The 26384-nt window shown below is 71.7% G+C and carries 28 protein-coding genes; 9 read left to right on the plus strand and 19 right to left on the minus strand.

Annotated elements, in window-relative coordinates; translation table 11 throughout:
* Positions 1 to 57 precede the first annotated feature (57 nt).
* The gene (locus tag ACFY2Q_RS12210) at positions 58 to 240 is read right to left on the minus strand and encodes a DUF397 domain-containing protein (RefSeq protein WP_387129555.1); all 183 of its coding nucleotides are present in this window, start codon (positions 238 to 240) and stop codon (positions 58 to 60) included.
* Positions 231 to 1043 carry a Scr1 family TA system antitoxin-like transcriptional regulator gene (locus tag ACFY2Q_RS12215; RefSeq protein ID WP_387129557.1) on the minus strand — a complete coding sequence of 271 codons (813 nt, stop codon included), beginning with the start codon at positions 1041 to 1043 and terminating at the stop codon, positions 231 to 233. Before ACFY2Q_RS12215 ends, ACFY2Q_RS12210 begins: the two co-directional genes overlap by 10 nt.
* A 405-nt stretch (positions 1044 to 1448) precedes the next feature.
* Here ACFY2Q_RS12215 and ACFY2Q_RS12220 point away from each other — a divergent pair, with 405 nt between their 5' ends.
* A complete protein-coding gene (locus ACFY2Q_RS12220) occupies positions 1449 to 1796 on the plus strand; it encodes a hypothetical protein (protein ID WP_387129559.1) in 348 nt (115 codons plus the stop codon).
* Here the strand turns inward: ACFY2Q_RS12220 and ACFY2Q_RS12225 are convergent.
* From ACFY2Q_RS12225 to ACFY2Q_RS12240, 4 genes are all read right to left on the minus strand, one after another.
* Positions 1741 to 3150, minus strand: a complete 1410-nt coding sequence (locus tag ACFY2Q_RS12225) for a class II fumarate hydratase (protein ID WP_387129560.1) — start codon at positions 3148 to 3150, stop codon at positions 1741 to 1743. The genes ACFY2Q_RS12220 and ACFY2Q_RS12225 overlap by 56 nt on opposite strands.
* A gap of 107 nt (positions 3151 to 3257) precedes the next feature.
* Positions 3258 to 4925: a fumarate hydratase gene (locus ACFY2Q_RS12230; RefSeq protein ID WP_387129562.1), complete on the minus strand. Its 1668-nt coding sequence runs from the start codon at positions 4923 to 4925 to the stop codon at positions 3258 to 3260.
* 149 nt (positions 4926 to 5074) lie between these two features.
* Positions 5075 to 6535 (minus strand): PQQ-binding-like beta-propeller repeat protein, encoded by a 1461-nt coding sequence (locus tag ACFY2Q_RS12235; protein ID WP_387129781.1) that lies wholly within the window; start codon positions 6533 to 6535, stop codon positions 5075 to 5077.
* 70 nt (positions 6536 to 6605) lie between these two features.
* Complete coding sequence (locus tag ACFY2Q_RS12240; RefSeq protein WP_387129564.1) at positions 6606 to 7112, minus strand: Lrp/AsnC family transcriptional regulator; 507 nt, start codon at positions 7110 to 7112, stop codon at positions 6606 to 6608.
* 138 nt (positions 7113 to 7250) lie between these two features.
* Between ACFY2Q_RS12240 and hppD the strand changes: the two genes are divergently transcribed.
* The 6 genes from hppD (at position 7251) to ACFY2Q_RS12270 (ending at position 13177) form a co-directional block, all read left to right on the plus strand.
* A complete protein-coding gene (gene hppD, locus ACFY2Q_RS12245) occupies positions 7251 to 8456 on the plus strand; it encodes a 4-hydroxyphenylpyruvate dioxygenase (protein WP_387129565.1) in 1206 nt (401 codons plus the stop codon).
* 11 nt (positions 8457 to 8467) lie between these two features.
* Positions 8468 to 9184, plus strand: coding sequence for an RDD family protein (locus ACFY2Q_RS12250; protein ID WP_387129566.1), 717 nt, complete (start codon positions 8468 to 8470; stop codon positions 9182 to 9184).
* A gap of 76 nt (positions 9185 to 9260) precedes the next feature.
* The gene (locus ACFY2Q_RS12255) at positions 9261 to 10328 is read left to right on the plus strand and encodes an RDD family protein (protein WP_387129567.1); all 1068 of its coding nucleotides are present in this window, start codon (positions 9261 to 9263) and stop codon (positions 10326 to 10328) included.
* A complete protein-coding gene (hisC, locus tag ACFY2Q_RS12260; protein ID WP_387129569.1) occupies positions 10325 to 11428 on the plus strand; it encodes a histidinol-phosphate transaminase in 1104 nt (367 codons plus the stop codon). Before ACFY2Q_RS12255 ends, hisC begins: the two co-directional genes overlap by 4 nt.
* Positions 11429 to 11559: 131 nt before the next feature.
* Positions 11560 to 12114 carry a hypothetical protein gene (locus ACFY2Q_RS12265; RefSeq protein ID WP_387129571.1) on the plus strand — a complete coding sequence of 185 codons (555 nt, stop codon included), beginning with the start codon at positions 11560 to 11562 and terminating at the stop codon, positions 12112 to 12114.
* A gap of 139 nt (positions 12115 to 12253) precedes the next feature.
* Positions 12254 to 13177, plus strand: coding sequence for a hypothetical protein (locus ACFY2Q_RS12270; protein WP_387129572.1), 924 nt, complete (start codon positions 12254 to 12256; stop codon positions 13175 to 13177).
* Between the two features lie 90 nt (positions 13178 to 13267).
* Here the strand turns inward: ACFY2Q_RS12270 and ACFY2Q_RS12275 are convergent, their stop codons facing one another.
* The 6 genes from ACFY2Q_RS12275 to ACFY2Q_RS12300 form a co-directional block, all read right to left on the minus strand.
* Positions 13268 to 13621 (minus strand): LPXTG cell wall anchor domain-containing protein, encoded by a 354-nt coding sequence (locus tag ACFY2Q_RS12275; RefSeq protein WP_387129574.1) that lies wholly within the window; start codon positions 13619 to 13621, stop codon positions 13268 to 13270.
* An 86-nt stretch (positions 13622 to 13707) separates the two neighbouring features.
* Positions 13708 to 14964, minus strand: a complete 1257-nt coding sequence (locus ACFY2Q_RS12280) for a pyrrolo-quinoline quinone (RefSeq protein WP_387129576.1) — start codon at positions 14962 to 14964, stop codon at positions 13708 to 13710.
* Between the two features lie 96 nt (positions 14965 to 15060).
* Positions 15061 to 15543 carry an SRPBCC family protein gene (locus ACFY2Q_RS12285; protein WP_387129577.1) on the minus strand — a complete coding sequence of 161 codons (483 nt, stop codon included), beginning with the start codon at positions 15541 to 15543 and terminating at the stop codon, positions 15061 to 15063.
* A 141-nt stretch (positions 15544 to 15684) separates the two neighbouring features.
* The gene (locus ACFY2Q_RS12290) at positions 15685 to 15894 is read right to left on the minus strand and encodes a DUF397 domain-containing protein (RefSeq protein WP_387129578.1); all 210 of its coding nucleotides are present in this window, start codon (positions 15892 to 15894) and stop codon (positions 15685 to 15687) included.
* Between the two features lie 338 nt (positions 15895 to 16232).
* Positions 16233 to 17429, minus strand: coding sequence for a fumarylacetoacetase (gene fahA / locus ACFY2Q_RS12295; RefSeq protein WP_387129580.1), 1197 nt, complete (start codon positions 17427 to 17429; stop codon positions 16233 to 16235).
* Positions 17426 to 18295, minus strand: a complete 870-nt coding sequence (locus tag ACFY2Q_RS12300) for a hypothetical protein (protein WP_387129582.1) — start codon at positions 18293 to 18295, stop codon at positions 17426 to 17428. The genes fahA and ACFY2Q_RS12300 overlap by 4 nt, the downstream gene beginning before the upstream one ends.
* Before the next feature lie 94 nt (positions 18296 to 18389).
* Here ACFY2Q_RS12300 and ACFY2Q_RS12305 point away from each other — a divergent pair, with 94 nt between their 5' ends.
* Complete coding sequence (locus ACFY2Q_RS12305) at positions 18390 to 19556, plus strand: homogentisate 1,2-dioxygenase (protein ID WP_387129583.1); 1167 nt, start codon at positions 18390 to 18392, stop codon at positions 19554 to 19556.
* 1 nt (position 19557) lies between these two features.
* Here the strand turns inward: ACFY2Q_RS12305 and ACFY2Q_RS12310 are convergent, their stop codons facing one another.
* The 4 genes from ACFY2Q_RS12310 to ACFY2Q_RS12325 are packed head-to-tail and all read right to left on the minus strand — an operon-like array spanning position 19558 to position 22334.
* Positions 19558 to 20589 (minus strand): tetratricopeptide repeat protein, encoded by a 1032-nt coding sequence (locus ACFY2Q_RS12310; RefSeq protein WP_387129584.1) that lies wholly within the window; start codon positions 20587 to 20589, stop codon positions 19558 to 19560.
* A 10-nt stretch (positions 20590 to 20599) separates the two neighbouring features.
* Positions 20600 to 21082, minus strand: coding sequence for a 2-C-methyl-D-erythritol 2,4-cyclodiphosphate synthase (gene ispF / locus ACFY2Q_RS12315; protein ID WP_387129586.1), 483 nt, complete (start codon positions 21080 to 21082; stop codon positions 20600 to 20602).
* Between the two features lie 16 nt (positions 21083 to 21098).
* A complete protein-coding gene (gene ispD, locus ACFY2Q_RS12320; protein ID WP_387129587.1) occupies positions 21099 to 21794 on the minus strand; it encodes a 2-C-methyl-D-erythritol 4-phosphate cytidylyltransferase in 696 nt (231 codons plus the stop codon).
* Positions 21795 to 21848: 54 nt separating this feature from the next.
* A complete protein-coding gene (locus ACFY2Q_RS12325; RefSeq protein ID WP_007073334.1) occupies positions 21849 to 22334 on the minus strand; it encodes a CarD family transcriptional regulator in 486 nt (161 codons plus the stop codon).
* 328 nt (positions 22335 to 22662) lie between these two features.
* Between ACFY2Q_RS12325 and ACFY2Q_RS12330 the strand changes: the two genes are divergently transcribed.
* Positions 22663 to 23355 carry a hypothetical protein gene (locus ACFY2Q_RS12330; protein ID WP_387129588.1) on the plus strand — a complete coding sequence of 231 codons (693 nt, stop codon included), beginning with the start codon at positions 22663 to 22665 and terminating at the stop codon, positions 23353 to 23355.
* 6 nt (positions 23356 to 23361) lie between these two features.
* Here the strand turns inward: ACFY2Q_RS12330 and ACFY2Q_RS12335 are convergent, their stop codons facing one another.
* The 3 genes from ACFY2Q_RS12335 to ACFY2Q_RS12345 form a co-directional block, all read right to left on the minus strand.
* On the minus strand, positions 23362 to 24003 hold the full coding sequence (locus ACFY2Q_RS12335) for a hypothetical protein (RefSeq protein ID WP_387129589.1): 642 nt from the start codon (positions 24001 to 24003) through the stop codon (positions 23362 to 23364).
* Positions 24004 to 24034: 31 nt separating this feature from the next.
* Positions 24035 to 25084: a type III polyketide synthase gene (locus tag ACFY2Q_RS12340; protein WP_387129590.1), complete on the minus strand. Its 1050-nt coding sequence runs from the start codon at positions 25082 to 25084 to the stop codon at positions 24035 to 24037.
* Positions 25085 to 25178: 94 nt separating this feature from the next.
* Positions 25179 to 26345: an acyl-CoA dehydrogenase family protein gene (locus tag ACFY2Q_RS12345; RefSeq protein ID WP_387129591.1), complete on the minus strand. Its 1167-nt coding sequence runs from the start codon at positions 26343 to 26345 to the stop codon at positions 25179 to 25181.
* Positions 26346 to 26384 lie beyond the last annotated feature (39 nt).

Consider the following 26384-nt stretch of genomic DNA (forward strand, 5'->3'; position numbering starts at 1 on the left):
ATCCCGCCCACGGCGCGCCGCCGTCGAGCCGATTTCCGGCCGCGCGAGGCGGTCGCGTCAGCGCGGGGGCGCGGCCACGAAGAGCCGCCAGGAGTACGCGTCGACGACGAGCACGGACCCGTCCGGGTCCTTGCTGTCTCGCACCCCGACCACCTCCCCCAGGTTCGTAGCCACCTCGACACAGTTGTTGTCCTGGTTGCTGCGGCTGCTCTTGCGCCATCGAGCGTCGGTCAACTCCACGACTCGGCCACCTCGCTGATCAACTCGATGGAAGCCTGCGGGGGCAGGGCTTCGCCCAAGGTAGCCTCCCAGACCCGCTGCAACCGCAACAGATCCCGCGGCTGGTCCAGCTCCTGACCACGAACCTGGCACTCCATATAGGCCAACTCCATGCCGTCCGGCAGGGTGGCGAGCGCGAACTGCCCACCGAGCCCCGGGTACTCCTCGGCCGAACGCGGCACCACGTGCAGTCGGACCCGAGGGTGCCCGGTGGCGATGCCCACCAGGTGCAGCGTCTGGTCGCGCATCACCTTCCGCCCGCCCACCCGTCGGCGCAGCACCGCCTCGTCCAGCACCGCCACGATGTGCGGCGACCGCTCGCTGTGCAGCACCTCCTGGCGGTCCATCCGATCGGCCAGCCGCCGGGCGACCTCCTCGGCATCGAGCAGGTCGCCCGCCTCGAAGACCGCCCGCGCGTAGGCCTCGGTCTGGAAGAGCCCGGGCACGTAACGGGGCTCGTACCACCGGACAGTGCGCGCCTGCTCAAAAATCGCCTGCCAGCCGCGCAGCCACGGCTGTGCCCGGTCCAGGCTGACCAGCTCGGTGGACATGCGGCCGAAGAGGCCGCCGGTGTCCAGGGCGCGGTCGACGAGTTCCAGATACTTGCCGGTGGGCGGCTGCTGGCCCAACTCGACAGCGCTGACCATCGACGCCGAGTAGTTGACCGCCTTGGCCAGCTCGTCCTGACTCCACCCCCGCCGGGCGCGGGCCCGCCGCAACTCCGCGATCAGGAACGCCGCCGCCGTCATCTGCCCATCGGCCATGCCCTGCCGCCCTCCACCCCGCCGACGATCAACTCCAGTCGGCCGCCAGCGGCGGTCCAGCCTGCAACAGGGCAGCCACGACAGGTCGACCAGACCCTTCCGACCGTAATCGCCTGATCACCAGACTGTGAAGCGCGACACCGCCGCCCGTCCCCCGGGTCTGTCGGCGCCGCCCGGGACCGCCCGCTCCCCCGGCGGGCGGTCCCACCCCAGACCAGGCCGACCGGCCCCGGAAGATCGTGCTCGATCGTGGAAGTAGTGGGGTCCCGGCGGACGGAGACCACTACATCCAGGATCGAGCGAGATCTTGGCGGCGGCGGGTCATGCCGCAGCCAGGATCGACCGCGACCTTGGCGGCGGCGGGGTGATGCCGCAAACGATTCAGCTCCAAAGGAAGGCCGGACCATGACCCGGAGCGCCCCGGACGACCGCGCCGCCATCCCACGTCGACCGCACCTGCCACTGCGCCCGCTCTGGCTCTGCCGGGTCTGCGCCGCGCCCTGGCCGTGCCCGGTCGCCCGGCTCACCCTGCGCCAGGAGTACGCGCACGACCGGATCGCGTTGAGCATCTACCTGTGCACGGTCCTGCACGACGCGGCCGCCGACCTGTACCGGCTCAACCCGCACGACGGCCCGGACCCCGCCACGCTCTACGCGCGCTTCCTCGGCTGGGCGGCACCACGCGGCGGCGCGCAGGTCAGGGGTGGGTCATCCGGAGCAGGTCGAGCGCCTCGTCGAGCTGGGTCTCGCTGAGCTTGCCGGAGTCGACGTGACCTCGGGAGATCACCACCTCCCGGATGGAGGTCTGCTTGGCCAGCGCCTCCTTGGCGATCGACGCGGCCTCGTCGTACCCGAGGTAGCGGTTGAGCGGGGTGACGATCGACGGCGAGCCCTCGGCGTACGCCAGGCAGACCTCGGCGTCCGCGACAAGGCCGACCACCAGGCGGTCGGCGAACAGCCGACTCGCTGCGGCGAGCAGCCGGATCGACTCCAGCAGGTTGCGACCCATGACCGGGAGCATCACGTTCAGCTCGAAGTCGCCCTGCGAGCCGGCGAAGCCGACCGTCGCGTCGTTGCCGATGACCTGGGCGCAGACCTGCCGCATCGCCTCGGCGACCACCGGGTTGACCTTGCCCGGCATGATCGACGAGCCGGGCTGGAGGTCGGGGATGCGCAGTTCCCGCAGGCCCGCACGAGGGCCCGAGCCCATCCAGCGGATGTCGTTGGCGATCTTGTAGAGGCCTACGGCCACTGTGCGCAACTGCCCAGAGGTCTCCACGAGCGCGTCCCGTGCACCCTGCGCCTCGAAGTGGTTGCGCGCCTCGCTCAGCGGCAGCCCTGTCGACTCGCGCAGCCTGCCGATGACAGCGGCGGCGAAGCCGAGCGGGGTGTTGATCCCGGTGCCCACGGCGGTGCCGCCGAGCGGCAGCTCACCCAGCCGGGGCAGCGAGCCCTCCAACCGCTCGATGCCGTAGCGGACCTGGGCGGCGTACCCGCCGAATTCTTGCCCGAGGGTGACAGGCGTGGCGTCCATCAGGTGGGTACGGCCCGCCTTCACCACCGTTTCGAACTCGGCCGCCTTGCCCTCCAGCGCCTCGGCGAGGTGGGTCAGCGACGGCAGCAGGTCCTCCACGATGAACTGCGTCGCAGCCAGGTGGATCGACGACGGGAACACGTCGTTGCTGGACTGTGAGGCGTTCACGTGGTCGTTCGGGTGCACGGGCGCGCCTAGCTCCCGGCTCGCCAGAGTGGCGATCACCTCGTTGGCGTTCATGTTGGACGACGTTCCGGAGCCGGTCTGGAACACGTCGATCGGGAACTGGTCGTCGTAACCGCCGTCGGCCACATGCGCGGCGGCGGCGGCGATCGAGGCGGCCACGTTCGCGTCGATCACACCAAGCTCACCGTTGACCTCGGCCGCCGCACCCTTGATCTGGGCGAGCGCCTTGATCTGCGCCGGTTCGATCCCCCGACCGGAGATCGGGAAGTTCTGCACCGCACGCTGGGTCTGCGCCCGCCACAGCGCCTCGGCGGGCACCTCCACCTCGCCCATCGAGTCTCGTTCGATCCGGTAACCCGTCGCCTCTGGAATCGTCACGCGTACCATCCTGCCGCGCCACCTGCCACTGTGCAGGGAAAGTGGCGCGGCCCTCAGCCCAACTCGGCCGAGAGCCGCTCCACCTCGCGCGATCTTGGCGACGCGTACCTGTCGGGTCAGCGGCGGCCGACGGTGAGCACCGGCTTGGTGACCTCGGCGAAGAAGTCGTTGCCCTTGTCGTCGACCACGATGAAGGCGGGGAAGTCCTCCACCTCGATCTTCCAGACCGCCTCCATGCCCAGCTCCGCGTATTCGAGCACCTCGACGTGCCGGATGCAGTCCTGGGCGAGACGGGCCGCCGGGCCGCCGATCGAGCCGAGATAGAAGCCGCCGTGCTGCTGGCAGGAGCTGGTCACCTGACCCGACCTGTTGCCCTTGGCCAGCATCACCTGCGAGCCGCCCGCGGCCTGGAACTTCTCCACGTAGGCGTCCATTCGGCCGGCGGTGGTCGGGCCGAACGAGCCGGACGCGTACCCCTCGGGGGTCTTGGCCGGGCCGGCGTAGTAGACCGCGTGGTCGCGCAGGTACTGCGGCATCGGCTCGCCCGCGTCCAGCCGTTCGGCGATCTTGGCGTGGGCGATGTCGCGGGCCACCACGAGCGGGCCGGACAGAGACAGCCGGGTCTTCACCGGGTACTTGGACAACTCGGCGCGGATCTCGTCCATCGGCCTGTTGAGGTCGACCCGGACGACCGTCTCGGCGTCAAGCGAGTCGTCGGTGACCTCGGGCAGGAACCGGGCCGGGTCGGTTTCCAGGCGCTCCAGCCAGACGCCCGACGGGGTGATCTTGGCGACTGCCTGGCGGTCCGCCGAGCAGGAGACCGCGATCGCCACCGGACAGGAGGCGCCGTGCCGGGGCAGCCGGACCACCCGTACGTCGTGGCAGAAGTACCGCCCGCCGAACTGGGCACCGATGCCGAAGTTGCGGGTCAGCTCCAGCACCTCCGCCTCCAGTTCCAGGTCGCGGAAGCCGTGCGCGCTCATCGACCCGGAGGTGGGCAGCGCGTCAAGGTACTTGGCGCTCGCGTACTTGGCGGTCTTCAGCGCGTACTCGGCTGAGGTGCCGCCGATGACGACGGCCAGGTGGTACGGCGGGCAGGCGGCGGTGCCGATGAGCCGCAGCTTCTCCTCCAGGAACTGCATCATCCGCGTCGGGTTGAGCAGCGCCTTGGTCTCCTGGTACAGGTACGACTTGTTCGCCGAACCGCCGCCCTTGGCCATGAACAGGAACTTGTACGCGTCGGGGTGCCCGTCCGGGTCCTCGGCGTACAGATCCACCTGGGCGGGCAGGTTGCTGCCGGTGTTGCGCTCGTCCCACATGGTCAGCGGGGCGAGCTGGGAGTAGCGCAGGTTGAGCCGCGTGTACGCCTGGTAGACGCCCCGGGAGATGGCCTCCGCGTCGGTCCCGTCGGTCAGCACGTGCCGGCCGCGCTTGCCCATCACGATGGCGGTGCCGGTGTCCTGGCACATCGGCAGCACCCCACCGGCGGCGATGTTGGCGTTACGCAGCAGGTCCAGCGCGACGAACCTGTCGTTCGGCGACGCGGCCGGATCGTCGATGATCGCGCGGAGCTGGGCCAGGTGCGCCGGGCGTAGGAAGTGCGCGATGTCGTGCATCGCCTCGGCGGTCAGCGCGGTAAGCGCGGCCGGTTCCACGGTGAGGAACCGGCGACCTCCCGGGCCGTGCACGACGTCCACGCCCTCGTCGGTGATCAGGCGGTATTCCGTCTGATCGGGGCCGGTCGGCAGGAGGGGGGCGTACGAGAATCCGGCGGCACTGCTCATGAGCGGCAAGCCTAGGGCAGACCGGTCGATCATTCCCACCCGCCAGGCTGCTGCTGGGACGACGCTCTCATCCGCCGGGCCCGCCGCGCTCCCAGAACGGCCGAACAGACCGCGGCCCACCACGTGCTACGCCCTGTCGACCCGCTCGCTCAGCCGTCCTTGCCGCCACCGGGCTCGGGGCAGAGTTCCCCCTTCGGTCCGCAGTCATCGTTGTCGCCCGAGCCCGGGCCGGTGCCGCCGGGGCCGTTGCCACCGGGGCCCGGGATTCCGCCGTCGCCGGGTGGCGGCGCGGGGGTGCCTCCGGCGGCTCCGAAGCGGACGTAACCGATCTCGCGCCCCTCACCGACGATCATGCCTTGCGATCCGACCGCCAGGGCGTTCGCGGAGGTCCGCAGCACGGCCAACTCCCGGCCGCTGCGCGGGTCCACGGCGACCAACCGGGAAGGCTTCTCGTCGCCGAGCACCGCCGCGTACGGGGTGAGCGCGGCACCGGCCTTGGCGCTTGCGGGTCGGGTCCACAGGACCCGGTCGGTGCCGAGCTCACGGGCCACCACCGAACGCTTGTCGGCGCTCCGGAACACCGCGTAACGGTCGTCGACAGCGATCAGCTTGGTGGCCGAGTCGCCGACCCAGAGCAGCCGCCCGTCGTACCCGTCGATGACCGCCTCACGGCCGTCCGCGCCGACGCCGATCAGGACGTTGCGGGCGCCCTGCGGGTCCTCGCGCTGCACGCAGCCCGCGGCGTCGGCGGTCCGCAGGTTGACACCGGCCCTCTGCCACGCCTCCTGCCCGGTCGCCGGGTCCCGGGCGGAGATGGCGTAGTAGCAGGTGCCGTCCTGGGAGCGGGCGGCGATCCGCAACATCCGGCCCCCCACCACGGAGAGCCGCTCGTCCCGGCCCGGCTCGACGTTCTGCAGCACCCGCCCGGTGGCGGTGTCCACGACGTGCACGCGGCCGTCGACAGGGAAGCCGAGCAGCGGTGGCACCGGCTCGGGCCCAGCCACCCCGTCGTCGATGCGGGTGGCGGTCAACCGGCGGGTGCCCCGCAGGCCCGGGTTGTCGGCGAGCAGGCCGCTGTGCACCCCGGGGAGGAACGCCGTCCAGAGTGGTTTGGTGCCGCGCGGGTCCCAGGCACTCAGTGTGCAGTCGGTGGCGGCCGTGCAGCGGGCGTCCAACAGGAGATTGCGGTACGTCCACACGGCCACCGCGTCGTCGTCACGCCGCCGGGTCGCGCCGGTGGTCGGGTCGAGCAGCTCGTACCCCTTGACCAGGAGCTTGCCCACGGCGACGACCGGGTCACGGTCACCGCCGGCGACCGCCGACCAGTCCGCCTTGCGCTCCCAGAGTTGGGTGCCGGTGGCCAGGCTGCGGGCCTCGACCCGGGTGCGCTGCTCGACCACGACGGCGTCACCGGCGATTGTCACGCTGCGCGGGGTGCCGCCGACCCGCTGCTGCCACACGACGTCCGGCTCGGAGATGGGTTGGCTGCGGTCCACCCAGTCCCACAGGCCGGGGAACGGGTTCCACACGCCGGTGGCGGCGAGGGCGACGACCACGGCGAGGCCAAGCAGCAGCCCACCGCGCACGCTCCCCTTCGCCACACCGCACACCGTAGCCACGATCACGGATCTTCCGTACGCCCGCGCCGCCGTGTCGCCGCGCTTTCTGGGCGCGGAGGTGTTACGAGGTGGATCGTCCGTCGGTGCGGACGGCGCTGCGCACAAGCGGAAGCGTGCGGTAGGGAATCTGCTCGTCCAGCGCGATGATCGTCGAGGCGCGGGTTATCCCGGCGGAGGACACGATCAGGTCGATGACCCGCTGGAGGTCGGCGTTGGAACGGGCCACGATCCGGCAGAGCAGGTCGCTGGAGCCGGTGATGGTGTGCGCCTCCAGCACCTCGGGGATCCCGGCCAGGTGGGCGGTGACCGGGTCGTGGCCGTGCCGCTGACTGATCTCCAGGGTGACGAAGCTTGTCACCGCGAACCCGATCGCGGCCGGTGAGATCTCCGGGCCGAAGCCGCCGATGACGCCCCTGTCGACAAGCTTGTCCAGTCGGGCCTGCACGGTGCCCCGAGCCACGCCGAGCCGGCGGGAGCACTCCAACACACCGATCCGCGGCTCCTCGGTGAGCAGTTCGACCAACCGGACATCGAGCGCGTCGAGCTGTACAGCCTGTTCACCGTTCATGGGCTCAGACGATACCGAATGCACAACCTGACCAGCCTTTCCACTAACAGTTGCCCAGCCGGGCGGACACCGCGATCCTCGCCACAAGAGGAGACCACGGCGGCCCATGAGGCCGGCCGGTACGCGAGGGAGGCCACCATGACCCAGGCGATCGACCGACCCAAGTCGACCGAGGACGTCGACGTCGACCGGCTCGTCGGCGCAGTCGACCACGACATCAGCCACGACCCGTTCCCGGTGCGGGGCCTCGACCACCTGCACTTCCTGGTCGGCAACGCCAAGCAGGCCGCGCACTACTACTCCACGGCGTTCGGCATGACCTGCGTGGCGTACCGCGGGCCCGAGCAGGGCTACCGCGACCACGCCCAGTACGTGCTGACAAGCGGTTCGGCCCGGTTCGTCCTGACCGGCGCGGTGCGCCCGGACGCCGACGGCGCCGACCACGTCGCCCGACACAGCGACGGCATCAGTGACATCGCGCTGGAGGTGCCGGACGTCGACGCCGCGTACGCGCACGCCGTCGGGCAGGGCGCCACAGGCGTCGTCGAGCCGCACGAGGTGAGCGACGAGCACGGCACCGTCCGGATGGCAGCCATCGCCGCGTACGGCGACACCCGGCACACGCTCGTCGACCGCTCCCGCTACACCGGCCCGTTCCTGCCCGGCTTCGTGGCCCGCGGCCCGATCGTGGACCGCAAGCCGATGATCGACGCCGGCATCCAGCCGAAGCGCTTCTTCCAGGCCGTCGACCACGTGGTCGGCAACGTGGAGCTGGGCCGGATGGACGAGTGGGTCGAGTTCTACAAGCGGGTGATGGGCTTCTCCAACATGGCGGAGTTCATCGGCGACGACATCGCCACCGACTACTCGGCGCTGATGAGCAAGGTCGTCGCGAACGGCACCCGCAAGGTGAAGTTCCCGCTCAACGAGCCGGCGATCGCCCGCAAGAAGTCCCAGATCGACGAGTACCTGGAGTTCTACCAGGGCCCGGGCGCCCAGCACGTCGCCGTCGCCACAAACGACATCCTGGCCAGCGTCGACGCGATGCGGGCCGCCGGTGTCGAGTTCCTCGACACCCCCGACTCGTACTACGAGGACCCGGAGTTGCGCGCCCGCATCGGCAACGTACGGGTGCCGATCGAGGAGCTGAAGTCCCGCAAGATCCTTGTCGACCGGGACGAGGACGGCTACCTGCTCCAGATCTTCACCAAGCCGGTCCAGGACCGCCCGACGGTCTTCTTCGAGCTGATCGAGCGGCATGGCTCGCTCGGCTTCGGCAAGGGCAACTTCAAGGCGCTCTTCCAGGCCATCGAGCGGGAGCAGGAAGCGCGCGGCAACCTGTAACACTTGCGAGCGTGACGCAGCCTCCGACGTACCCGACGCCGCCGGCTGGTGGGCCTCCGCCCGCCGCTGGCGGCGTCGCGCCGCCGCCCGGACAGAACCCCCAGGGGTACGCCGTGCCGCCGCAGTACGCCCCGCCCGGGTACGCCCCGCCGCACTGGTACGCCGGACCACCCCGCCCGGTGGGCCCGCCGCCACCGACGTTGAGCCCGGCTGGGCAGCCACTTGCCAGCTTCGGCGACCGGCTGCTGGCCTGGCTGATCGACACCGCACTGGCGACCGTCGTGGCGCTTGTGCTGTTCATGCCGATCTTCGTGGTCCTCTGGTGGCGGATGTTCACCGAGATGACCCAGATCAACCCGGACGGCACCCTCGTGGAACCCGACCCGGGCACGTTCTTCGTCAGCTTCTTCCTGCCGATCCTGCTGCTCCAGTTCGGTCTGTTCGTCGTGCTGCTCGGGCTCTACTGGCTCTATCACGTGGAGTACCTCAAGCGCGGCGGTCAGACGCTCGGAAAGAAGATCATGAAGTTGCGCGTGGTGCCGCTCGACCCGACCCGCACGCTCGACAGGCGGATGGCCGGCCGACGGTGGCTCGTGCAGCACCTGGCGTCCTCGCTGGTTCCGGGCATGAGTTACGCCGACGGGTTCTGGCAGCTGTGGGACAAGCCCTGGCAGCAGTGCCTCCACGACAAGTTCGCCGGAACGGTCGTCGTTAAGGTTGCCTCGTGAGTGAGCGCAGCGAGCGAACCATCAGGCTCAGCAGGGTGACGCCTCACGCCGACGCGCAGCGAAGCGGAGCGACGGCGTGAGTGTGCAACCAGGCTGGTACGTCGACCCGGCCGACACTGAGACCCGGCGGTACTGGGACGGTGAGGGTTGGCTCGGCGCGCCCATCCCCGTCGACGCCACCCCACCGGACGGGCCGCCCCCGGTCGAGCCGCCACCCGTACCTGTCACCCCGGCCGCGCCCGCAGCATCCAACGGGGTGACAAACCCGCCGGGCCGGACGCCGCACCCCGGTTCGGCACCGCACCCCGGGCAGGACCCCCAGGCCGGCCCGCCCGGCTGGACACCCCAGGCCGGCCCGCCCGGCTGGACACCCCAAGCCGGTCCGCCGGGATGGACACCTCAGGCCGGCCCGCCCGGATGGACGCCACAGGCCGGCCCGCCCGGATGGACCCCGCCAGGTGCGCCGCCCGGGTGGACGCCGCAGGCCGGTCCACCCGGTTGGACGCCGCCGGGTGCTCCACCCGGCTGGCCCGGCCGACCGCCCGAGCCGCGCCCGCACGGGCTGCCGTTGGCTGGCTACGGCCGCCGGTTCACCGCCCGGCTGATCGACTTCGGCATCGTGTTCGCCCTGAACGCGGTGGTCAACGGCTGGTTCGTCTGGCGGTGGCTGGAGGAGCTGCTGCCGTACTGGCGGGAGGCATTCCGGCGCGGGCTTGAGGGCAACACCTCCACCGAAGGGCTGCCGCCGATCAGCGAGCAGGCCGGGCTCCTCCAGGTGGTGATCGTCATGATCGCCACAGCGCTCTGGCTGGCGTACGAGGTGCCCTCGATGGCCGCAAACGGGCAGACCTTCGGCAAGCGGGTCATGCGGATCCGCGCGGTGCCGATCGCCGCCGACCAGCCGTTGGGCTTCGGTCGGGCGTTCAGCCGGTGGAGCACGATGGGCCTGCCCACCCTGCTCTGGTACTGCGCGGGCCTCGGCCTGGTGCTGCAACTGGTCGGCGCCCTCTCCCCCCTCTTCGACCATCCGCTCCGCCGGGCGCTGCACGACAAGCGCGCACAGACGGTTGTCGTCCAACTCCCCGACCCCGCTGAGTCCACCACCACTGACGACCACCCCCAGCCCACGGGAGACACCCCATGACCGACTCCGGACGCCACGAGCCGGCGCTGCGACTGACCCGCGCCGACCTGGACGCGCTGCCCAACTACGTTCCTGGGCGCAGCCCGGCCGACCTGGCACGCGAGTTGGGTCTGCCGGAGGCGATCAAGCTGGCCAGCAACGAGGTGCCGTACGGGCCGCTGCCGGGCGTGGTCGAGGCGGTCACCGAGGCGATCACCGCCTCGCACCGCTACCCGGACATGGGTGTCGTGGCGCTGCGCGACGCACTCGCCGAGCGGTACGGCGTGGACGCCGACCGGATCGCCACCGGCTGCGGGTCGGTGGCGCTCGCCGAGCACCTGGTCCGGGCCACCTGCCTGCCCGGCGACGAGGTCCTCTACTCGTGGCGGTCGTTCGAGGCGTACCCGATCATCGCGGCGACGAGCGGCGCGACAAGCGTGCGGGTGCCCAACGACGCCGGGCACGGGCACGACCTGGCGGCCATGGCCGCGGCGGTGACCGACCGGACCCGGCTGATCCTGGTCTGCAACCCGAACAACCCCACGGGCACGGCGGTACGCCGTGCCGAGCTGGACCGGTTCCTCGACGCGGTGCCCGATGACGTGCTTGTGGTCATCGACGAGGCGTACCGGGAGTTCGTCACCGACCCCGAGGTGCCGGACGGCCTCGACTATCTGGACCGGCCGAACGTCGCGGTGCTGCGCACCCTGTCCAAGGCGTGGGGCCTGGCTGGTCTGCGGATCGGCTGGCTGGTGGCCCAGCCTGCGGTGGCGTCGGCGATCCGCAAGGTGACGACCCCGTTCTCCACAAGCACGGCCGCCCAGGCCGGGGCGCTCGCCGCGCTGGCACAGGTCGCCGAGATGGAGCGCCGCTGCGCGTTGGTCATCGCCGAACGGGACCGGGTCACCGAGGCGCTGCGCAAGTTCGTGCCCGACGTGCCGGCCAGCCAGGCCAACTTCGTCTGGCTGCCGCTTGGCGACCGGGCCGTGGCCTTCGGCAAGTCGTGCGAGGCGCGCGGAGTGATCGTCCGACCGTTCCCCGGCGACGGCGTTCGGGTCACCATCGGCACGCCTGCCGAGAACGACGCCTTCCTGGCGGCGGCCGAGGCGGCCCTAACCTGACACCTGAATGACCAACTTGTGACATAAGGACCGTTTGTCCGGTCTTGCGTAGTTTGTGCCCTATCTTCCGAAGTAAGCCGGCGTGCCGAGGACGCACGCCGGCTCACTTCGAGAAAACGGGGTAACGAACAGTGCGTACTGCCAAGATCTGTCTCGCCGGGGCCGCTGCCGCCGCGATGGTGGGCTTCCTCGCCACGCCCGCCGCCGCCGCGCCCACGGACACCACGGACACCACCTTCGAGGTGCTCGCCGGCACGCTCGACGTCGTTGCGCCAGCCGCCGCCGACCTGGGCACCGGTGCCGTCGGTGGCACCATCACCGGCCAACTCGGCAGCGTGACGGTCGACGACTCCCGGGCCTCCGACGATGCCTCCTGGACCGCCACGGTGACGGCTTCGGTCTTCCAGGCCGGCACGGGCTCCCCGACCGAGACCGTCCTCCCCGAGGAGATCAACTACTGGTCCGGCGTGGCGTCTGCGACCACGGGCACCGGCACCTTCACGCCGGGGCAGGCCGCCGCTGGCGACGCCGCGCCGCTGTCCAGCACCACCCCGCTGACCGCGTTCACCCACGCTGGTGGCACCGGCGGCAACACCGCAACCTGGAACCCCACCCTGGTGGTCAACGTCCCGCTGGACAGCGTCGCGGGCACCTACACCGGCACGGTGACACATTCGGTGGCGTAGCCCCCGGGGGCGGTCGACCGTCGCGGTCGCGCTCGCCCTGTTCTGCCTCGCCGGTCCGGGTCTGTCGACCCGGGCCGGCGCGGCCGAGCCGGGAACGGGGTCGGGGTCGGGGTCGGACGAGGGCAGCATCGGGATCCGGTTGCTGGAAGCACCGACCGACCGCCGTGCCGACCCCCGGGCGCTGCGCTACATCGTCGACCATCTCCCGCCGGGCACCACAATCAAGCGGCAACTGCTTATCGCCAATCGCACCGGCGAGACCCGTCGCATCGACGTGTACCCGGCGGCGGCCACCGTGGAGGGATCGACGTTCCGCTTCGGCGAGGGACGCGCGGCCAACGAGCTGACCTCCTGGACCACCCTCGACCGCGACACCGTGGAGGTGCAGCCGTGGGGCGAGACCCGGGTCCAGGCGACCATCACCGTGCCGCCGCCCGCCTCGCGTGGCGAGCGGTACGGGGTGCTCTGGGCGTCCACGACGTCCGCACCCCGGACCAGCGGGGAGATCACCCAGGTCCATCGGGTCGGCGTCCGGATGTACCTCGACATCGGCCCCGGCGGCGAACCGGCCTCCGACTTCTCGATCGGAGAGCTACGCCCGGCCCGCAGCCCCGAGGGTGAACCGTCGGTGACCATCCAGGTCGCCAACACCGGCGGTCGCGCCCTCGACCTGACCGGCACGGTCACCCTGAGCGATGGGCCGGCAGGCAGCCGGGCCGGCCCCTTCCCGATCGGCCAGGGCGTCACGCTTCCGCCCGGTGGCTCCGGGCAGGTCGTCGCTCGACTCCCCGCCGAGTTGCCCAACGGCCCCTGGAAGGTGGAGGTGAACCTGGAGAGCGGGCTGGTGAAGCGCACCATCACCGCGCAGATCCAGTTCCCCGACGCGGGTCAGGTCGGGATGCGGGGCACCATCGTCTCCCGGATGATCTCCGGCTGGGCCGTGGGCGCAGTCGTCGCGGGTCTGCTGCTGATCACCGGCCTCGGTGTGCTGGCCCGACGCTCGCACCGTTCCGGTAGGCCTCCCGCCCGCAGGCCGCGGGAGCGGGTCCCGGCCGGGCGCTGAGGCCGCCTGGTGGTGCCCCAACGCCGTCGCCAACGGCAGCCCTCGGCTGCGCGGACGCAGACCGTCAGACCTGCCGCCTCCGGCGGGCGATCAGATCGACCGCCTTTGGCGGGCGGCGAGCCAACCCACAAGGAGCAGTGCCCCGCCCAGCCCGGCGAGCAGCGGCGCCGACCCTCCGGAACCGGTGACCGGTAACTGACCACCGTGGCTGGGCGTGGGAGTGGGTGGTGTCGGCGTGGGAGTGGGCGGGGCCGGGGTCGGGGTCGGCGAGGCCGGCACGATCTCGAAGGAGACGCCGTCGTCTGTCGACCGCTCGGCTCCTGCGGCGCTGAGCCCACGCGCCGACGCCGAGTCCGCTGTCTGCACCGGCGAAGCCACAAGCGTGAGGCTCGCGGTGACGGCGAGCGCGCTGCCCACGAAATAGTTGGCTGCCGTCCGACCCATGCGCCGACCCCTTCCCACGGAAACCTGAACCGTGAGAAACGTACCCTTTCTGGACAAAGAGTGTGCCCAGGTGCGGGATCTAACGATCAGGTGGCGGCCAGGATGACCGCCTCGGCGGTCAGGTAGTAGCGCTGGTCGTCACCCTCCGGGTCGACAGGCTTTCGGAGCCGCTCCACCGCGACATAACCGTCCTCGGCGAACACCGCCCCGGGCATCCAGCCCGTACCGTCGGACCCGACATTCAGCGAAAAGCGGGACAACTGCGCACCGGTCACCGGATCCAGCGTCACCAGGTCGTTCACATCGGTCAGCAGGTGCACCCGGCCGGGCTGCACCGCGAGCACCCGTGCCGTTCCGAGGCCCGGCGACCGCCACAACTCGGTGCCGTCACGCGCCGAGCGACCCACCGCCGCCCCGTCGACCACGGCGACGGCCTGCTCGCCGGCCAGCGCGGTGCCGGTCGGGTCCAGCGCGGGAGCGGGAATCGGCTCGCCGTCGCCCAGCAGCCAGCCCCGACCACCCGCGTCCCCAGGCCCCGCGGTCCGCAGCCCCGAGCACTCCGAATGGCCGGTACGGCAACCGAGCGGAGCCGCCACCAATCCGTCCGCGCCACCCGGCGGTCGCCAACGCGTACCCACCGCACCCGTCGCCGCGTCCCGGAACTCGACGGTGGCCGGGCCCGCGCACCTGTCCAAGCCGATCAACTGCCCGGAGTTCGTGGTGCCGACGTCACTGCGGCAGTCGCCGGGCAGGTCGACCCGCCACAACTCCCGGCCGCCGGCGACCTCCACCCCGCGTGCCTCGGTGTCGCCGGTGACCACCAGCACCGTCCTGCCGTCCGCGAGGTGGGTGAGGTAGAGCCCGCGAGAGTCCCAGACGGTGGCAGCCCTCGTTCGCCGGACCACCGCCGCGCTCTCGGCGGGCACCGGACCCTCGGCCCGCCACCGCACCCGGCCGGTCGGCGCGTCGAGCGCGACCATTTGGCCATCGGACCAGCGGCTGACCACAGTGCTGCCGCTGGCCACCACTGCCGTCAACTCCGCCGGCCAGCGCCGGTACGACCAGTAGGGGGTGGTGCGGTGCCGCCCGTCGACCGGGCGATCGGCATAGACCTGGCGGTGCGCGGCGTACACCCGCAGCCTGTCGTCCACGATCAGCGGGGCGACCGGAAGCCGACCGACCACGCCGACTGGCGGTTGGGCCGCAGCCGGGTATTCCGCAGTCGCCACCGTGCTCACCTCGGCCGGCGCGAGCACCCGATACACGATTGTCGCGGTGGCCGCCGTGGCGAGCATCGCCACCACCGCCGGCACGAGCCGTCGCCGGCCCCTCGGAAACCCCATGCCGCACCTCCGCCCGGCACCCTACCCAGGGAAACTGGTCAGGCCCCGGCCAGGTCGCGATGGCCACCGTCGCACCGATCGCGGGCTGGGTGCCGGTCAGGCCGCTTCGACCGAGCCGGCCGCACCCGCCGCCACGGCCAGGTCGGCGAGGTCACGCCGGAGCGCCACCTCGACCGCCCGGGCGGCGAGCCCGCCGAGCAGCAACGCCACCACCCGACCGTACGGGTCGGTCGGCACCGCCTCCTGGGTGATGGTGATCGCCGTGCGAGCCCGGCGGCGACGGCGGACCTGTCGCAGGCTCCAGGTGATCCGGTAATCCGCACCGGCGCCTGAGGAACACAGCACCAGTCGCTGCGGGGCGAGGGCCTCCGCCACCAAGAACTCCTCGGTGAGCGTGCCACCGCCCGGCTGGACACGCTCCTCACGCCAGGCGGTGCCCGGCCCGAACGGCCCCGGGGTCAGCATCTCGATCGGGCCGACAGCCGTCGGCCGCGCCGCCCGGCCGGGCAGGTCGGTCAGCAGACGCCAGACGTCGACAGCGTGCGCCTCGATGAGCCCGGAAACCGTCACCGTCGACATGCCACCCTCCCGTGTCGTCGACGGTACGCGCGGTGAGGGCCGGACGAGGCCCCCGGGACGGAATTTCCACCACCCGAGGGCCCCGCTGTCCGTTTCGGCAGTCGCTTGGCACCGGGTCGTCGACAGGTGCCGGCGCGCCGGTCAGCGTTCGAAGCGACCGCCCCGGATGGCACCGATGAACGCCGTCCACCCCGGCGGGCTGACGGCCAGTGTGGGGCCGGTCTGGTCCTTGGAGTCACGGACCCCGACAACGCCGACGACGTCGACAAGGTTGTCCGCCACCTCCACGCAGAGCCCTTGGTCATTCGAGCGGCTGCTGGTCCGCCAGATCGCTCCCGCAAGATCGTGCATCGTGATTACCTCCGTGTGCGATGGGATTGCCCTACCGCCAGCAGACAGACGATGACTGATGTGTGCCGGTCGGCGGGGCGACATGATCCGCGTCAACCAACGGGGCAAACAGGCCTGGTGATCGCACATCCGGTGCGATCACGAGTCCCACCGATGAGACACCCCGACAGGCGCGGGGTCGCACCACAACCGAGGCGGGTGGAGGGATGACTACTCAACCCCTTTGCTCTGCTTCAACTGGCGCAACAACAAGGGGCCCCAGGTGGTGCGTGGAGTGAAGCAGAGCAAAGGAGCCGGGGCAGGGTAGGTGTCGACGCCCACGATTCGAAGGCGGCGGCTCAGCGAGCCGGGAGGATCGTTCCGGTGACCTCGCCGAGGGCGATTGTGGTGCCGTCCGGGCCGGGTGCCGTAGCAGTGATGGTCACCGTGTCGCCGTCGACGAGGAAGGTACGGCTCTCGGTGCCGACCTTCGCCGGCTCCGCCCCACCCCAGGTCAGCTCCAGGAACGAGCCGACCTGCGAACGGTCGGGGCCGGAGACGGTGCCCGAGGCGTACAGGTCGCCGGTGCGCACTGACGCGCCGTTGACGGTGAGGTGCGCCAACTGCTGGGCCGGCGTCCAGTACATGCTGGCGAACGGCGGCTCGCTTACCCGTTCGCCGTTCCACTCGACGGCCAGCCGGAGGTCAAGACCCAGGTGCGGCACGTCACGCAGGTAGCCGGCGACAGGCGGGTCCTGGTCCGGGGCCGGCACGAAGGCGGCACCGAGCGCGTCCAGGGGCGTCACCCAGGCCGAGACCGAGGTGGCGAACGACTTGCCGAGGAACGGACCGAGCGGCTGGTACTCCCACGCCTGGATGTCCCGGGCCGACCAGTCGTTGACGAGCACCACGCCGAACACGTGGTCGGCGAAGTCGTCGACGGAGACCCGCGAGCCCAGTGGGCTGGGCACACCGACCACGAAACCGACCTCGGCCTCGATGTCGAGGCGTACCGACGGGCCGGTGACCGGCCCCTCGGCGGAGGCGCGCTGACCGGCCGGCCGGATCACCGGCGTGCCGGAGACGACGACAGTGCCGGCCCGCCCGTGGTAGCCGATCGGCAGATGCTTCCAGTTGGGCAGCAGCGGCGGTTGGCCGGGACGGAAGATCTGGCCGACGTTCGAGGCGTGGTGCTCGGAGGAGTAGAAGTCGACGTAGTCGGCCACCTCGATCGGGAGCAGCATCTCCACGTCGTCAAGGGGCATCAGCAGCGGCTCCACCGCCTGTCGGTGCGCCGGGTCGGTCAGCAGTTCGGTGATCCGCTGCCGCACCGCTGTCCACTGGGGACGACCGAGCGCCATGAAGTCGTTGAGGGTGGGCCTGCTGAGCGTGCCGGCGGCCAGCACCAGCTCGGCGGCCTCCGCGCCGGCCAGGTCGAGCACCCAGGACCCGATCCGTACGCCGATCCGCGGCTGGCCCTCGTCGGACCGGAACACCCCGTACGGCAGGTTCGTCACGCCGTACGGCGAACCGTCAACACCGGTCACCCAGGTCATGCGTCGTAGCCCCCGTTCACCAGCCCCAGCTGGATCAGATCGGTAAGTGGTTCCAGGATGCTGCACGAGCCGAAGCCGACCCAGAGTGGACGCGGCGCGTCCCGCCGCACGTCGACGCGTTCCAGCAGCGGGCGCGGGTCGAGGGCGGTCAGCAGTTCGGCGATCGCGCCGACGCTCTCTCCGCCGGCGGCGGCAAGCGTCGCGGCCAGCACGTTTGTGTAGCCGTGGTGGGTGAAGCCGGTCTCCGGGTCGAGGTGCCGAACGGCCTGGTGCAGCCCCGCGGTGAGCTTGAACGGCAGGCCACGGTCCCGGCAGGCGCAGATCACCGCGGCCAGTTCGGCGGGCGTGGGGAAGAGTTCGGCGGCCAGTCCGCCGGTGCGGAACTTGGCAGCGATCGGCACCCCGTCGGCGCGGGCGGCGGCGAGCGCGTCCAGCCCGCCCATCAGCCCGAAAGTCAGCGGCAGCTCGGCGTAGACGGCCTCCACGCCCGGTAGCGCGTCGATCAGCCGCAGCAGCGCGGCGATGCCGGGCAGCGGGTCCTCGCCGCGCTTGGCGATCGCCACCTCGACCTGACGCGCGGTGACGCCGTCCGGGGCGAGAAACGACAGCGCGAATGGCAGGGTCTCGATCCCGGTGTCACCGATCACGCCGACCACCAGGCCCTCGCCTGGGTCGACGAGACCGCTCAGCTCACCGGCCGCCACGGTCGAGGCGGGAATCAGCAGCGGGCCGACCAGGTCGGCGTACCAGGCGGCGCGGTGCTGGCGGTGGGCGGCCAGGGCGTCGTGCAGCGCGGCACTGCCCGGAGGGAAGACGGCAGCGTCGTCCACCAGGCCGTGGAGGAGTGCGGGCACCTGCGTTGACACGGAACAAGAATGTACGGGACGCTACAAGGAACGGACAACAGCGTCCGATTATCGGACGCCTCTGGCCGGTGAACGGGATATTTCGGGAGGCGAGATGCCGTACTACCGCAGCGTCGGCGAGGTGCCGCGCAAGCGCCACACCCAGTTCCGCCAGCCCGACGGCAGCCTCTACGCCGAGGAGCTGATGGGTCAGGAGGGCTTCTCGTCCGACTCGTCCCTGCTCTACCACCGGCACGCCCCCACCGCGATCCTGGCCGCCGACGAGTTCACCCCGCCCGCGTTCACCCGGGCGCCGAACCTGCCGCTCAAGCCCCGCCACCTGCGCACCCACAAGCTCGACGCCGGTGGCGCCGACCCGATCCTCGGCCGGCAGTATTTGCTCGCCAACGACGACGTCCGCATCGGGTACGTCCTCGCCGACCGGCCCTCACCGCTGTTCCGCGACGCCACCGGCGACCACTGCCTCTACGTCGAGGCGGGCACGCTGCGGGTCGAGTCGCCGTTCGGCGTGCTGGAGGCGGTCGCCGGCGACTACATCATCATCCCCACCTCCACGATCCACCGGCTGGTGCCCACAGGTGACCAGCCCGCCCGACTGCTCGCCGTCGAGGCGTCCGGGCACATCGGCCCGCCCAAGCGCTACCTCTCCGTACGCGGGCAGTTCCTGGAGCACTCGCCGTACTGCGAGCGCGACGTCCGCGGCCCCGACGCGCCGCTGCTCGTCGACGGCGAGGAGGTCGAGGTGCTCGTACGCCACCGACGCGGTTGGACCCGCCACGTCTACGCCAACCACCCGTTCGACGTGGTCGGCTGGGACGGTCACCTCTACCCGTGGGCGTTCTCCATCCACGACTTCGAGCCGATCACCGGCCGCATCCACCAACCCCCGCCGGTGCACCAGACCTTCCAGGGGCCCAACTTCGTCATCTGCTCGTTCGTGCCCCGCAAGGTCGACTATCACCCGCAGTCGATCCCGGTGCCGTACAACCACCACAACGTCGACTCCGACGAGATGCTCTTCTACACCGGCGGCAACTACGAGGCCCGGCGCGGCTCCGGCATCGAGCAGGGCTCGATCTCGCTGCACCCGTCCGGCTTCACCCACGGCCCCCAGCCGGGTGCCGCCGAGCGATCCATCGGCGCGGACTACTTCGACGAGTTGGCCGTCATGGTCGACACGTTCCGCCCGCTGGACCTCTGCGACGCGGCCCGCACCTGCGAGGACGAGGGGTACGCCTGGACGTGGGCGCGTCGCGCCTGACTCAGGAGCGCGCCGCCGTGCGGGTGAAGATGGCGAACTCGGCGACGGCGGTGGCGGCGATGGCCAGCACCAGCGGCCACGGCGAGCCGACCACCGCGTACGCCAGCAGCAGCACCGGCGCGGCGGCCACCGCGTAGATCGCCAGGGCCAGCCCTCGGTCCGAGTGCAACAGCCTGGGCAGGATGGTCCGGGTCAGCCCCGGCAGCCGGGCCGCGAGCTGCCAGACCACGATCCCGCCGGTGAGCGCGGCGAGGACCGCGAGGATGCGGGAGAACCCGTCGTTTGCGGCAGCCGCGAACGCCACCACCACCGCGGCCACGAGCGACCAGCCGGCGCCGTAGAGCACCAGGCGGTGCAGCCCGTAGGCGATCGTCCGCCCCGAGTCCATCCGCTTCGGGCTGATCGTGACCGCCTCGGCGACGTGCTCAAGCGCCTGCGACCAGCGGCGCTGCTCCAGGCGGATGACACCCACGTCCTGGCCGACGTCGGCGAGACGCGGGTCGAGCCGCAGCGCCTCCGCGTAGGCCCGCTCGGCCAGGTCGAACAACTCCAGCCGGGCGGCGACCAGGCTGAGCACCAGATGCGCCTGCGGCTCCTGGGGCGCCAGCTCGACCCCCCGCCAGGCCGCGTTCAGCGCGGGCTGGCCGTTGCGCGAGTCGGCCAGGATCGCCGCTGCGCTGCGCTGGGCGTACGCGTCGGCCGGACCGAGCGCCAGCAGCCGGTCGGCGGTCGCGGCGGACTCCGCGTAGCGCTCCAGGTCGGCAAGCGCCATGGCCCGCACCACCAACGGCGGCAGCGCCTCCGGAGCGGCGGCCACGGCCGCGTCGGCGGCGGTGAGCGCATCGGCGGGCCGGCCCGCCGCCAGGTGCACCCGGGCGAGCATGGTGAGCGCCTCTGGGTCCGCGGGCTTCAACGCGAGCCCGTAGGCCAACTCCGTGACGGCCTCGTCGTGGCGGCCGAGCTCGGCAAGGAGCTGAGCCCGGTCGAGGTAGCCGTCGGCGGCGGAACGATCGGGGGCGGGTTCGCTTGACATCGCGGCGAGCCTAGGCGGCTGGCGCGTCGTACACCAGGGCCACCGCGATGCCGGTCAGCCCTTCCTCGCGGCCGGTGAAGCCGAGCCCGTCGGTGGTCGCGGCCGAGAGGGTGACCGGGGCGCCGATGGCGGCGGAGAGCACCTGCTCGGCCTCCACACGACGCCGGCCGATCTTGGGCCGATTGCCAATGACCTGCACGGACACGTTGCCGATCTCCAGGCCGGCGGCGCGCACGCGGCGGGCCGTCTCGGTAAGCAGTGCCTGACCGGACGCGCCGGCCCACTCGGGCTCGCCCACACCGAAGGTGGAGCCGAGATCGCCGAGACCGGCGGCGGAGAGCAGGGCGTTGCAGGCGGCGTGCGCGGCGACGTCCGCGTCCGAGTGCCCGGCGAGGCCGTCCTGGTCGGGCCAGAGCAGGCCGGCCACCCAGCAGGGGCGTCCGGGCTCGAACGCGTGGACGTCGGTGCCGATGGCCACCCGAGGAATGATCATTAATCGAGAGTACGCGTCAACCGGCGGTGCCGAGCAGATGCTCCGCGAGAGCCAGATCGAACGGGCGGGTGATCTTCAGGGCGTACTCCGAGCCGGGCACGCAGCTCACTGTCACGCCCTGCTTCTCGACCAGCCCCGCGTCGTCGGTGAGCGCGTCGCCGGCGGCGGCGTGCGCGGCGATCAGCACTGCCCGGCGGAAGCCCTGCGGGGTCTGCACCGCACGGAGGGCGGCCCGGTCGACGGTGCCGAGCACCACCTCGCCGGCACCGACCTCCTTGATCGTGTCGACGACCGGCAGGACGGGGATCACCGCATCCCGACCGCCACGGACCGCCGCCGCGACGGACTCGACAAGCTCCGGTGGGGTCAGCGCGCGGGCGGCGTCGTGCACCAGGACGATCGTCGGACCCTCGGGCACGGCGGCCAGCGCGGCTGCCACCGACGCCTGCCGCTCGGCGCCACCCGGGACCACGATCACCGGCGCCACCGGGGCCAGCAGCTCACGGACGGCCGCCACCTCGGCCGACGGCGCGGCCACCACGATCGTGTGCACCGACGCCGCAGCGGCCAGCCGACGCACGGCGTGCACAAGCAGCGGCTCACCGGCGAGCAGGCGCAGCGCCTTGGGTCGGCCGGGGCCGAGCCGTACGCCGGCGCCCGCCGCAGGCACGAGGACCGCGACGTCACCGCGCGGATTGAGCTGCGCGGTCACGTCGCGGTCCTCGGTGGTTTCTTCGCTAGGAAGTGGGTACGACGATGCTGTGGACTAGGCCTCGGTGAGGACCTTGTCGAGCAGCGTCTCTGCCTCGTCCTTGGTGCTCTTCTCTGCCAGCGCGACCTCGCCGACGAGAATGTCACGGGCCTTGGCGAGCATCCGCTTCTCGCCCGCGGAAAGGCCCCGCTCCCGCTCCCGGCGCCACAGGTCGCGAACGACCTCGGCGACCTTCAGCGGATTGCCGGAGGCCAGCTTTTCCAGGTTGGCCTTGTAACGCCGCGACCAGTTGGTCGGCTCCTCGGTGTGCGGAGCCCGGAGAACGTCGAAGACCTTGCCGAGGCCTTCTTCGCCAACCACCTCGCGGACACCCACGATCTCGGCATTCTCGGCCGGCACCCGGACCGTCAGGTCACCCTGCGCGACCCTCAGGACGAGATATTGCTTAGGCTCGCCCTTGATGACCCGAGTCTCGATTGCCTCGATGAGTGCGGCCCCGTGGTGGGGGTAGACAACGGTCTCGCCGACACTGAAAACCATAGGTTCGAAACCCCTTTCGCTGTGTCTAGGGTAACACGATCAGGCAACGATGTCTCACCGATGTCCTGACCGTTGGCGCAGCTCAGGGGCCCTGTGAGAGGTCTTTCTTCGGCTTGACAGGCAGTCAAACTGATGATTCGAACACGCTCCGTAACCTGCGGATGACTTCCCGGTACGGGTGATCAGAACGTCGAGATCAAGGGCTATGCGCTCATCCCATGGTATCCCGCCCGGCGGGACTGCGCCCAGATGTAGCGGGAGGTGCCCCCGGTACGGGACGCTGGAGTCCGAGCAACACTCCGCTCTCGAGACGCTTCCAGGGGGTCCGATGGGCAAGCCGGACGCAGAGGGCAACGGACCGTCCGACGGCCTGCCCGACCTGCCACCCGAGTGGGGCCGTGTAGTGGTCCCCGACGACGCGTCGGCGCTCGCCGCCGAGGCCGCCCGGGTTCGCCGCGAGCTGCGCCGGGCCGCCGGCCAGCACGCCGACCACCGCGCCCTCGCCCTGCCGCTGCTGGTGCTGCTGGTAGCGGTGCTCACCACCCTGGCCGGCCTGCTCGCCGTGACCTGGCCGCGCGCCAACCGGAGCACCGACCGGCCCGCCCCGACCCCGTTCGCGCCGCCGCCGATGGTCACCGGGCGGGCGCTGCCCGCGCTGGATCTCGTCGACGCCGCCCAGGCGCCAGTGCCGCTGCGCGGTCTGCTCCCCGCCATGATCATCCTCGTGGACGGCTGCCCCTGCCCCGAGCGGGTCGCCCAGGCCGCGGCCGCAGCCCCGGCGGGGGTCGCCGTGATCACCGTGGCCGGAGGGCGGACGGTCGCGGCCACGCCACCGGCCGGTGGAAACGTCCGGGCGCTTGCCGACCCCGCTGGCGGGCTGCGCTCCTTCCTGGGCCAACCAGCCCGACCCGGCGCCCTGACCGCGCTCCTCGTCGACCGCACGGGCGTGGTGACAGGCGTGCTGCCCGATCTCGGGCCGGTCGAGGCCTACCAGAAAGAACTGACAGCCCTCGTCGCCTGACCGGCGTCAGGGCAGCGTGACGAGTTGCGCCTGGACGTCGATGGGCTGCGCGCCTGTCGACAGCAGCGACACCCGGATCGACCCGCCAGCGGAGACCACCTCGGCCGTGGCGATGGTGCCGTCGCAGTCGACGTGTGACGGGCCCGCCACCCGGGCCCCGGTGACCGCCACCGCCAGGGAGCCGGGCCGGGTGCACCGGAACTGGAGCAGATGGCGGCCGCCATCGTCGGCGGACCGCCGGGTCACGGCCACCCCCGGGCTGAGCTCCCGCCGTACACGCCAGACCGTCTCCTTGAAGAGCGGCAGGTCACCGGTGGTGAAGCCGTCGCCGGGCGGGCCCTCGACGTCGACGACCGCACCGGTCGCCGGGTCGATCACCACCCTCGATCTGGACCGCACCTCGTTGACCTCGCCCGTCTCGGGGTCGACCCGCACCGTCACCGGCCGCCCATCGGGCACCCCTGCGGCCAGGACACGTTCCATAGCGGTGCTGAGGGTCGGCTCGCCGCTCGGCTCGGCCGTCGACGGACGCGCCGAACCGACAGTCGGAGCGGCGGCCTGCCACCACCAGCCGCCGACCGCCAGGGCGGCCACCGCCACCCCGGCGAGCACCGCAGACCGCAGCCGGTAACCCTCCGCCGCATCCATGCGGCGAGCGTACCGGCCCGGCCTGCGGCGATCAGTCCTGTCGATCCAGCAGGGCGGCGTACAGGGTGAGGCCCGGGCCGAACGCCAGCATGACGACCCGTCGCGGGGCGGTTGTCGCGCGAGCCAGCCGGTCCAGGATCAGCAGCACCGTCGGCGAGGAACAGTTGCCGTGCTCGTCGAGCGTCGCCCGGGACGCGGCCAGCGCCGTCGGCGGCAGGGCAAGCTCCCGCTCGACCACGTTGAGGATCCGAGGGCCGCCCGGGTGCACGGCCCAACCGTCAACCTCCGAACCGGTGCCGTCGTGCCGGGCCAGCAGGTCGTCCACCAGAGCGCGGACATGCCGGGAGAGCACCTGCGGCACCTTCGGCGACAGCCCCATCCGGAAACCGACGTCGGTGACGTCCCAGGTCATGTGGTCGGCCGTCGAGGTGTCGGTGACCGCGGTGACCTCGCGCAACGCGTACCCCGGGCCGCCCGGCACCACCACCGCGGCGACCGCGGCGTCCGAGAAGAGCGCGTGCGAGACGATCTGCTGGGTGTCCACCCGGGCGCTGGACGGCTGGATGTGCAGGCTTGTCAACTCGGCGCAGAGCAGCAGCGCCGGGCGACCCCGAGCGGTGACGAAGTCACTCGCCGCGCCGAGGCCCGGCAGCGCCGCGTAGCAGCCCATGTGGCCGACGAACATCCGCTGGGTGCTCGGCGCCATCCCGAGGTCCCTGGCGAGCAGGATGTCCAGCCCCGGGGTGGCGTACCCGGTGCAGGAGCAGACGATGAACATGCCCACGTCGCCGGCGTCCAACCCGGCGGCCGTCAACGCGCGCCCGACCGCCTCCTTGCCCAGCGGCAGTGCCTCCACCTGGTAGCGACGCATCCGCCGCTCGGTCGGCCACTCCGAGACGTCCTCCAACAGAGGGTTTACCGCTGCCTGACGCCGGGTCACCCCCGAGTTCGCGAAGATCCGCTCGGCCAACGACCGGGTGGTGCCGGAGAAGTGCCGGGAGAAGAAGCCCTCCCACAACTCGTCCTGCGAAGCGGACGGCGGTTGCGCCGTCCCGAGCCCTGCGATCACTGGTACGGGCACGATCCCCACCTCTCGTCAGACGCTGTCCTCCCCCTTGCCGTCCCACCGGCCACCTCGGCCGGCCAAATCCCCTCGCGACAACCGCGCGGCCGGCTCACCAACGCGGTGCCGATCCGTCACGGTCCGGATCGCCGCCCAACGCGGCGATGCCCAGCCAGTCGGCGCAGACGTCCGACGTGGCCGGGTGCAGCGAGCCGCAGCGGGCGTCCCGATAGAGCCGCTCCAACGGATGGCCACGTCGGGTCGCCGACGTGCCCGCCGCCTCCAGCACCGACGCCGCCACCTCGGCGGCCGTCGTGCCGGCGAGCAACTTCGCCCGCCATACCCAGCGATTGGTCTCCTCGTCACCCGGGGCGTCGTCCACCCGTCGGGCCGCCTCGGCCACCACCAGCTCAGCCGCCGCCGTCGCCGCGTCCGCCCGGCCCAGCCGCGCCCGCACCGCCGGCAGGCCGGACAGGTTCCGGGCGTTGAGGTGCTCGGCCGCCGCGTCGATCGCCGCCCGGGCCACCCCCGCGTACACGGCGGCGTAGCTGGCCACCAGCCAGTGCGGCATCAACTGGGCGACCACAAGGGCCAGCCCCTCCACCCCGCCCAACAACCGGTCGGACGGCACCGTGACGTCCAGGTGAAGGTCGTGCGAGGAGGTGGCACGCATCCCCAGCGCGTCCCAGGTCGGCTCGACGGTCAGACCATCGCCGGCCGGCACCAGGAACTGCGAGACCACCGACTGGTCGGCCGAGCTGCGCGCCGCCACCAGGTAACCGTCGGCGTGCCCGGCGCCGGAACAGAAGGTCTTGCTGCCCTTGAGGTGCCAGCCCTCGTCGGTCGCCTCGTAGACCGTGCTCAGCTGGGACAACCGGGCACCGGCACCCCGCTCGCTCATCGCCACCGCGTACCAGGAGCCCTGCGCCGCGGCGGTGAGCAGCCGGTCCCGGGCGGCCAGCGCCTCGGCCGGCACACCGAGCGCCTCGGCCAACTCCTCGGTGACCGCGCCCAACGCGCCGGTCACCGAGGCGTGCATGTTGAACACCAGCGCTGTCGCGCCGTTGCCCCGGGCAAGCTCAGTGGCCACTGCCGCGTACTCGGCGAAGGTGGCACCCAGCCCGCCCAGCGCGCGGGGCACCATCAACCCGAACAGGCCAGCCTCCCGCAGGTCACGGAAGTCCTCGACCGGAAAGGAGCCGTCCCGGTCGTGCTCCGCCGCCCGCGCGGCGAACCGCGGCGCCAACCGGCGGGCCGCCTCAAGCGCGTGCACCGTCATATCGCCCCCTCCTCGGCGTCCCATACCCCCACCACGACC

Source organism: Micromonospora sp. NPDC000316 (genome assembly GCF_042898885.1).
Lineage (GTDB): Bacteria > Actinomycetota > Actinomycetes > Mycobacteriales > Micromonosporaceae > Micromonospora.

Coding starts and splice junctions, on each gene's coding strand:
- ACFY2Q_RS12220 (WP_387129559.1), top strand. CDS start 1,449: ATGACCCGGAGCGCCCCGGACGACCGCGCCGCCATCCCACGTCGACCG.
- ACFY2Q_RS12325 (WP_007073334.1), bottom strand. CDS start 22,334: ATGGTTTTCAGTGTCGGCGAGACCGTTGTCTACCCCCACCACGGGGCC.
- ACFY2Q_RS12330 (WP_387129588.1), top strand. CDS start 22,663: ATGGGCAAGCCGGACGCAGAGGGCAACGGACCGTCCGACGGCCTGCCC.
- ACFY2Q_RS12230 (WP_387129562.1), bottom strand. CDS start 4,925: ATGAGCAGTGCCGCCGGATTCTCGTACGCCCCCCTCCTGCCGACCGGC.
- ACFY2Q_RS12225 (WP_387129560.1), bottom strand. CDS start 3,150: ATGGTACGCGTGACGATTCCAGAGGCGACGGGTTACCGGATCGAACGA.
- ACFY2Q_RS12240 (WP_387129564.1), bottom strand. CDS start 7,112: ATGAACGGTGAACAGGCTGTACAGCTCGACGCGCTCGATGTCCGGTTG.
- ispF (WP_387129586.1), bottom strand. CDS start 21,082: ATGATCATTCCTCGGGTGGCCATCGGCACCGACGTCCACGCGTTCGAG.
- ACFY2Q_RS12215 (WP_387129557.1), bottom strand. CDS start 1,043: ATGGCCGATGGGCAGATGACGGCGGCGGCGTTCCTGATCGCGGAGTTG.
- ACFY2Q_RS12280 (WP_387129576.1), bottom strand. CDS start 14,964: ATGGGGTTTCCGAGGGGCCGGCGACGGCTCGTGCCGGCGGTGGTGGCG.
- ACFY2Q_RS12345 (WP_387129591.1), bottom strand. CDS start 26,345: ATGACGGTGCACGCGCTTGAGGCGGCCCGCCGGTTGGCGCCGCGGTTC.
- ACFY2Q_RS12290 (WP_387129578.1), bottom strand. CDS start 15,894: ATGCACGATCTTGCGGGAGCGATCTGGCGGACCAGCAGCCGCTCGAAT.
- ACFY2Q_RS12285 (WP_387129577.1), bottom strand. CDS start 15,543: ATGTCGACGGTGACGGTTTCCGGGCTCATCGAGGCGCACGCTGTCGAC.
- fahA (WP_387129580.1), bottom strand. CDS start 17,429: ATGACCTGGGTGACCGGTGTTGACGGTTCGCCGTACGGCGTGACGAAC.
- ACFY2Q_RS12335 (WP_387129589.1), bottom strand. CDS start 24,003: ATGGATGCGGCGGAGGGTTACCGGCTGCGGTCTGCGGTGCTCGCCGGG.
- hppD (WP_387129565.1), top strand. CDS start 7,251: ATGACCCAGGCGATCGACCGACCCAAGTCGACCGAGGACGTCGACGTC.
- ACFY2Q_RS12305 (WP_387129583.1), top strand. CDS start 18,390: ATGCCGTACTACCGCAGCGTCGGCGAGGTGCCGCGCAAGCGCCACACC.
- ACFY2Q_RS12275 (WP_387129574.1), bottom strand. CDS start 13,621: ATGGGTCGGACGGCAGCCAACTATTTCGTGGGCAGCGCGCTCGCCGTC.
- hisC (WP_387129569.1), top strand. CDS start 10,325: ATGACCGACTCCGGACGCCACGAGCCGGCGCTGCGACTGACCCGCGCC.
- ACFY2Q_RS12310 (WP_387129584.1), bottom strand. CDS start 20,589: ATGTCAAGCGAACCCGCCCCCGATCGTTCCGCCGCCGACGGCTACCTC.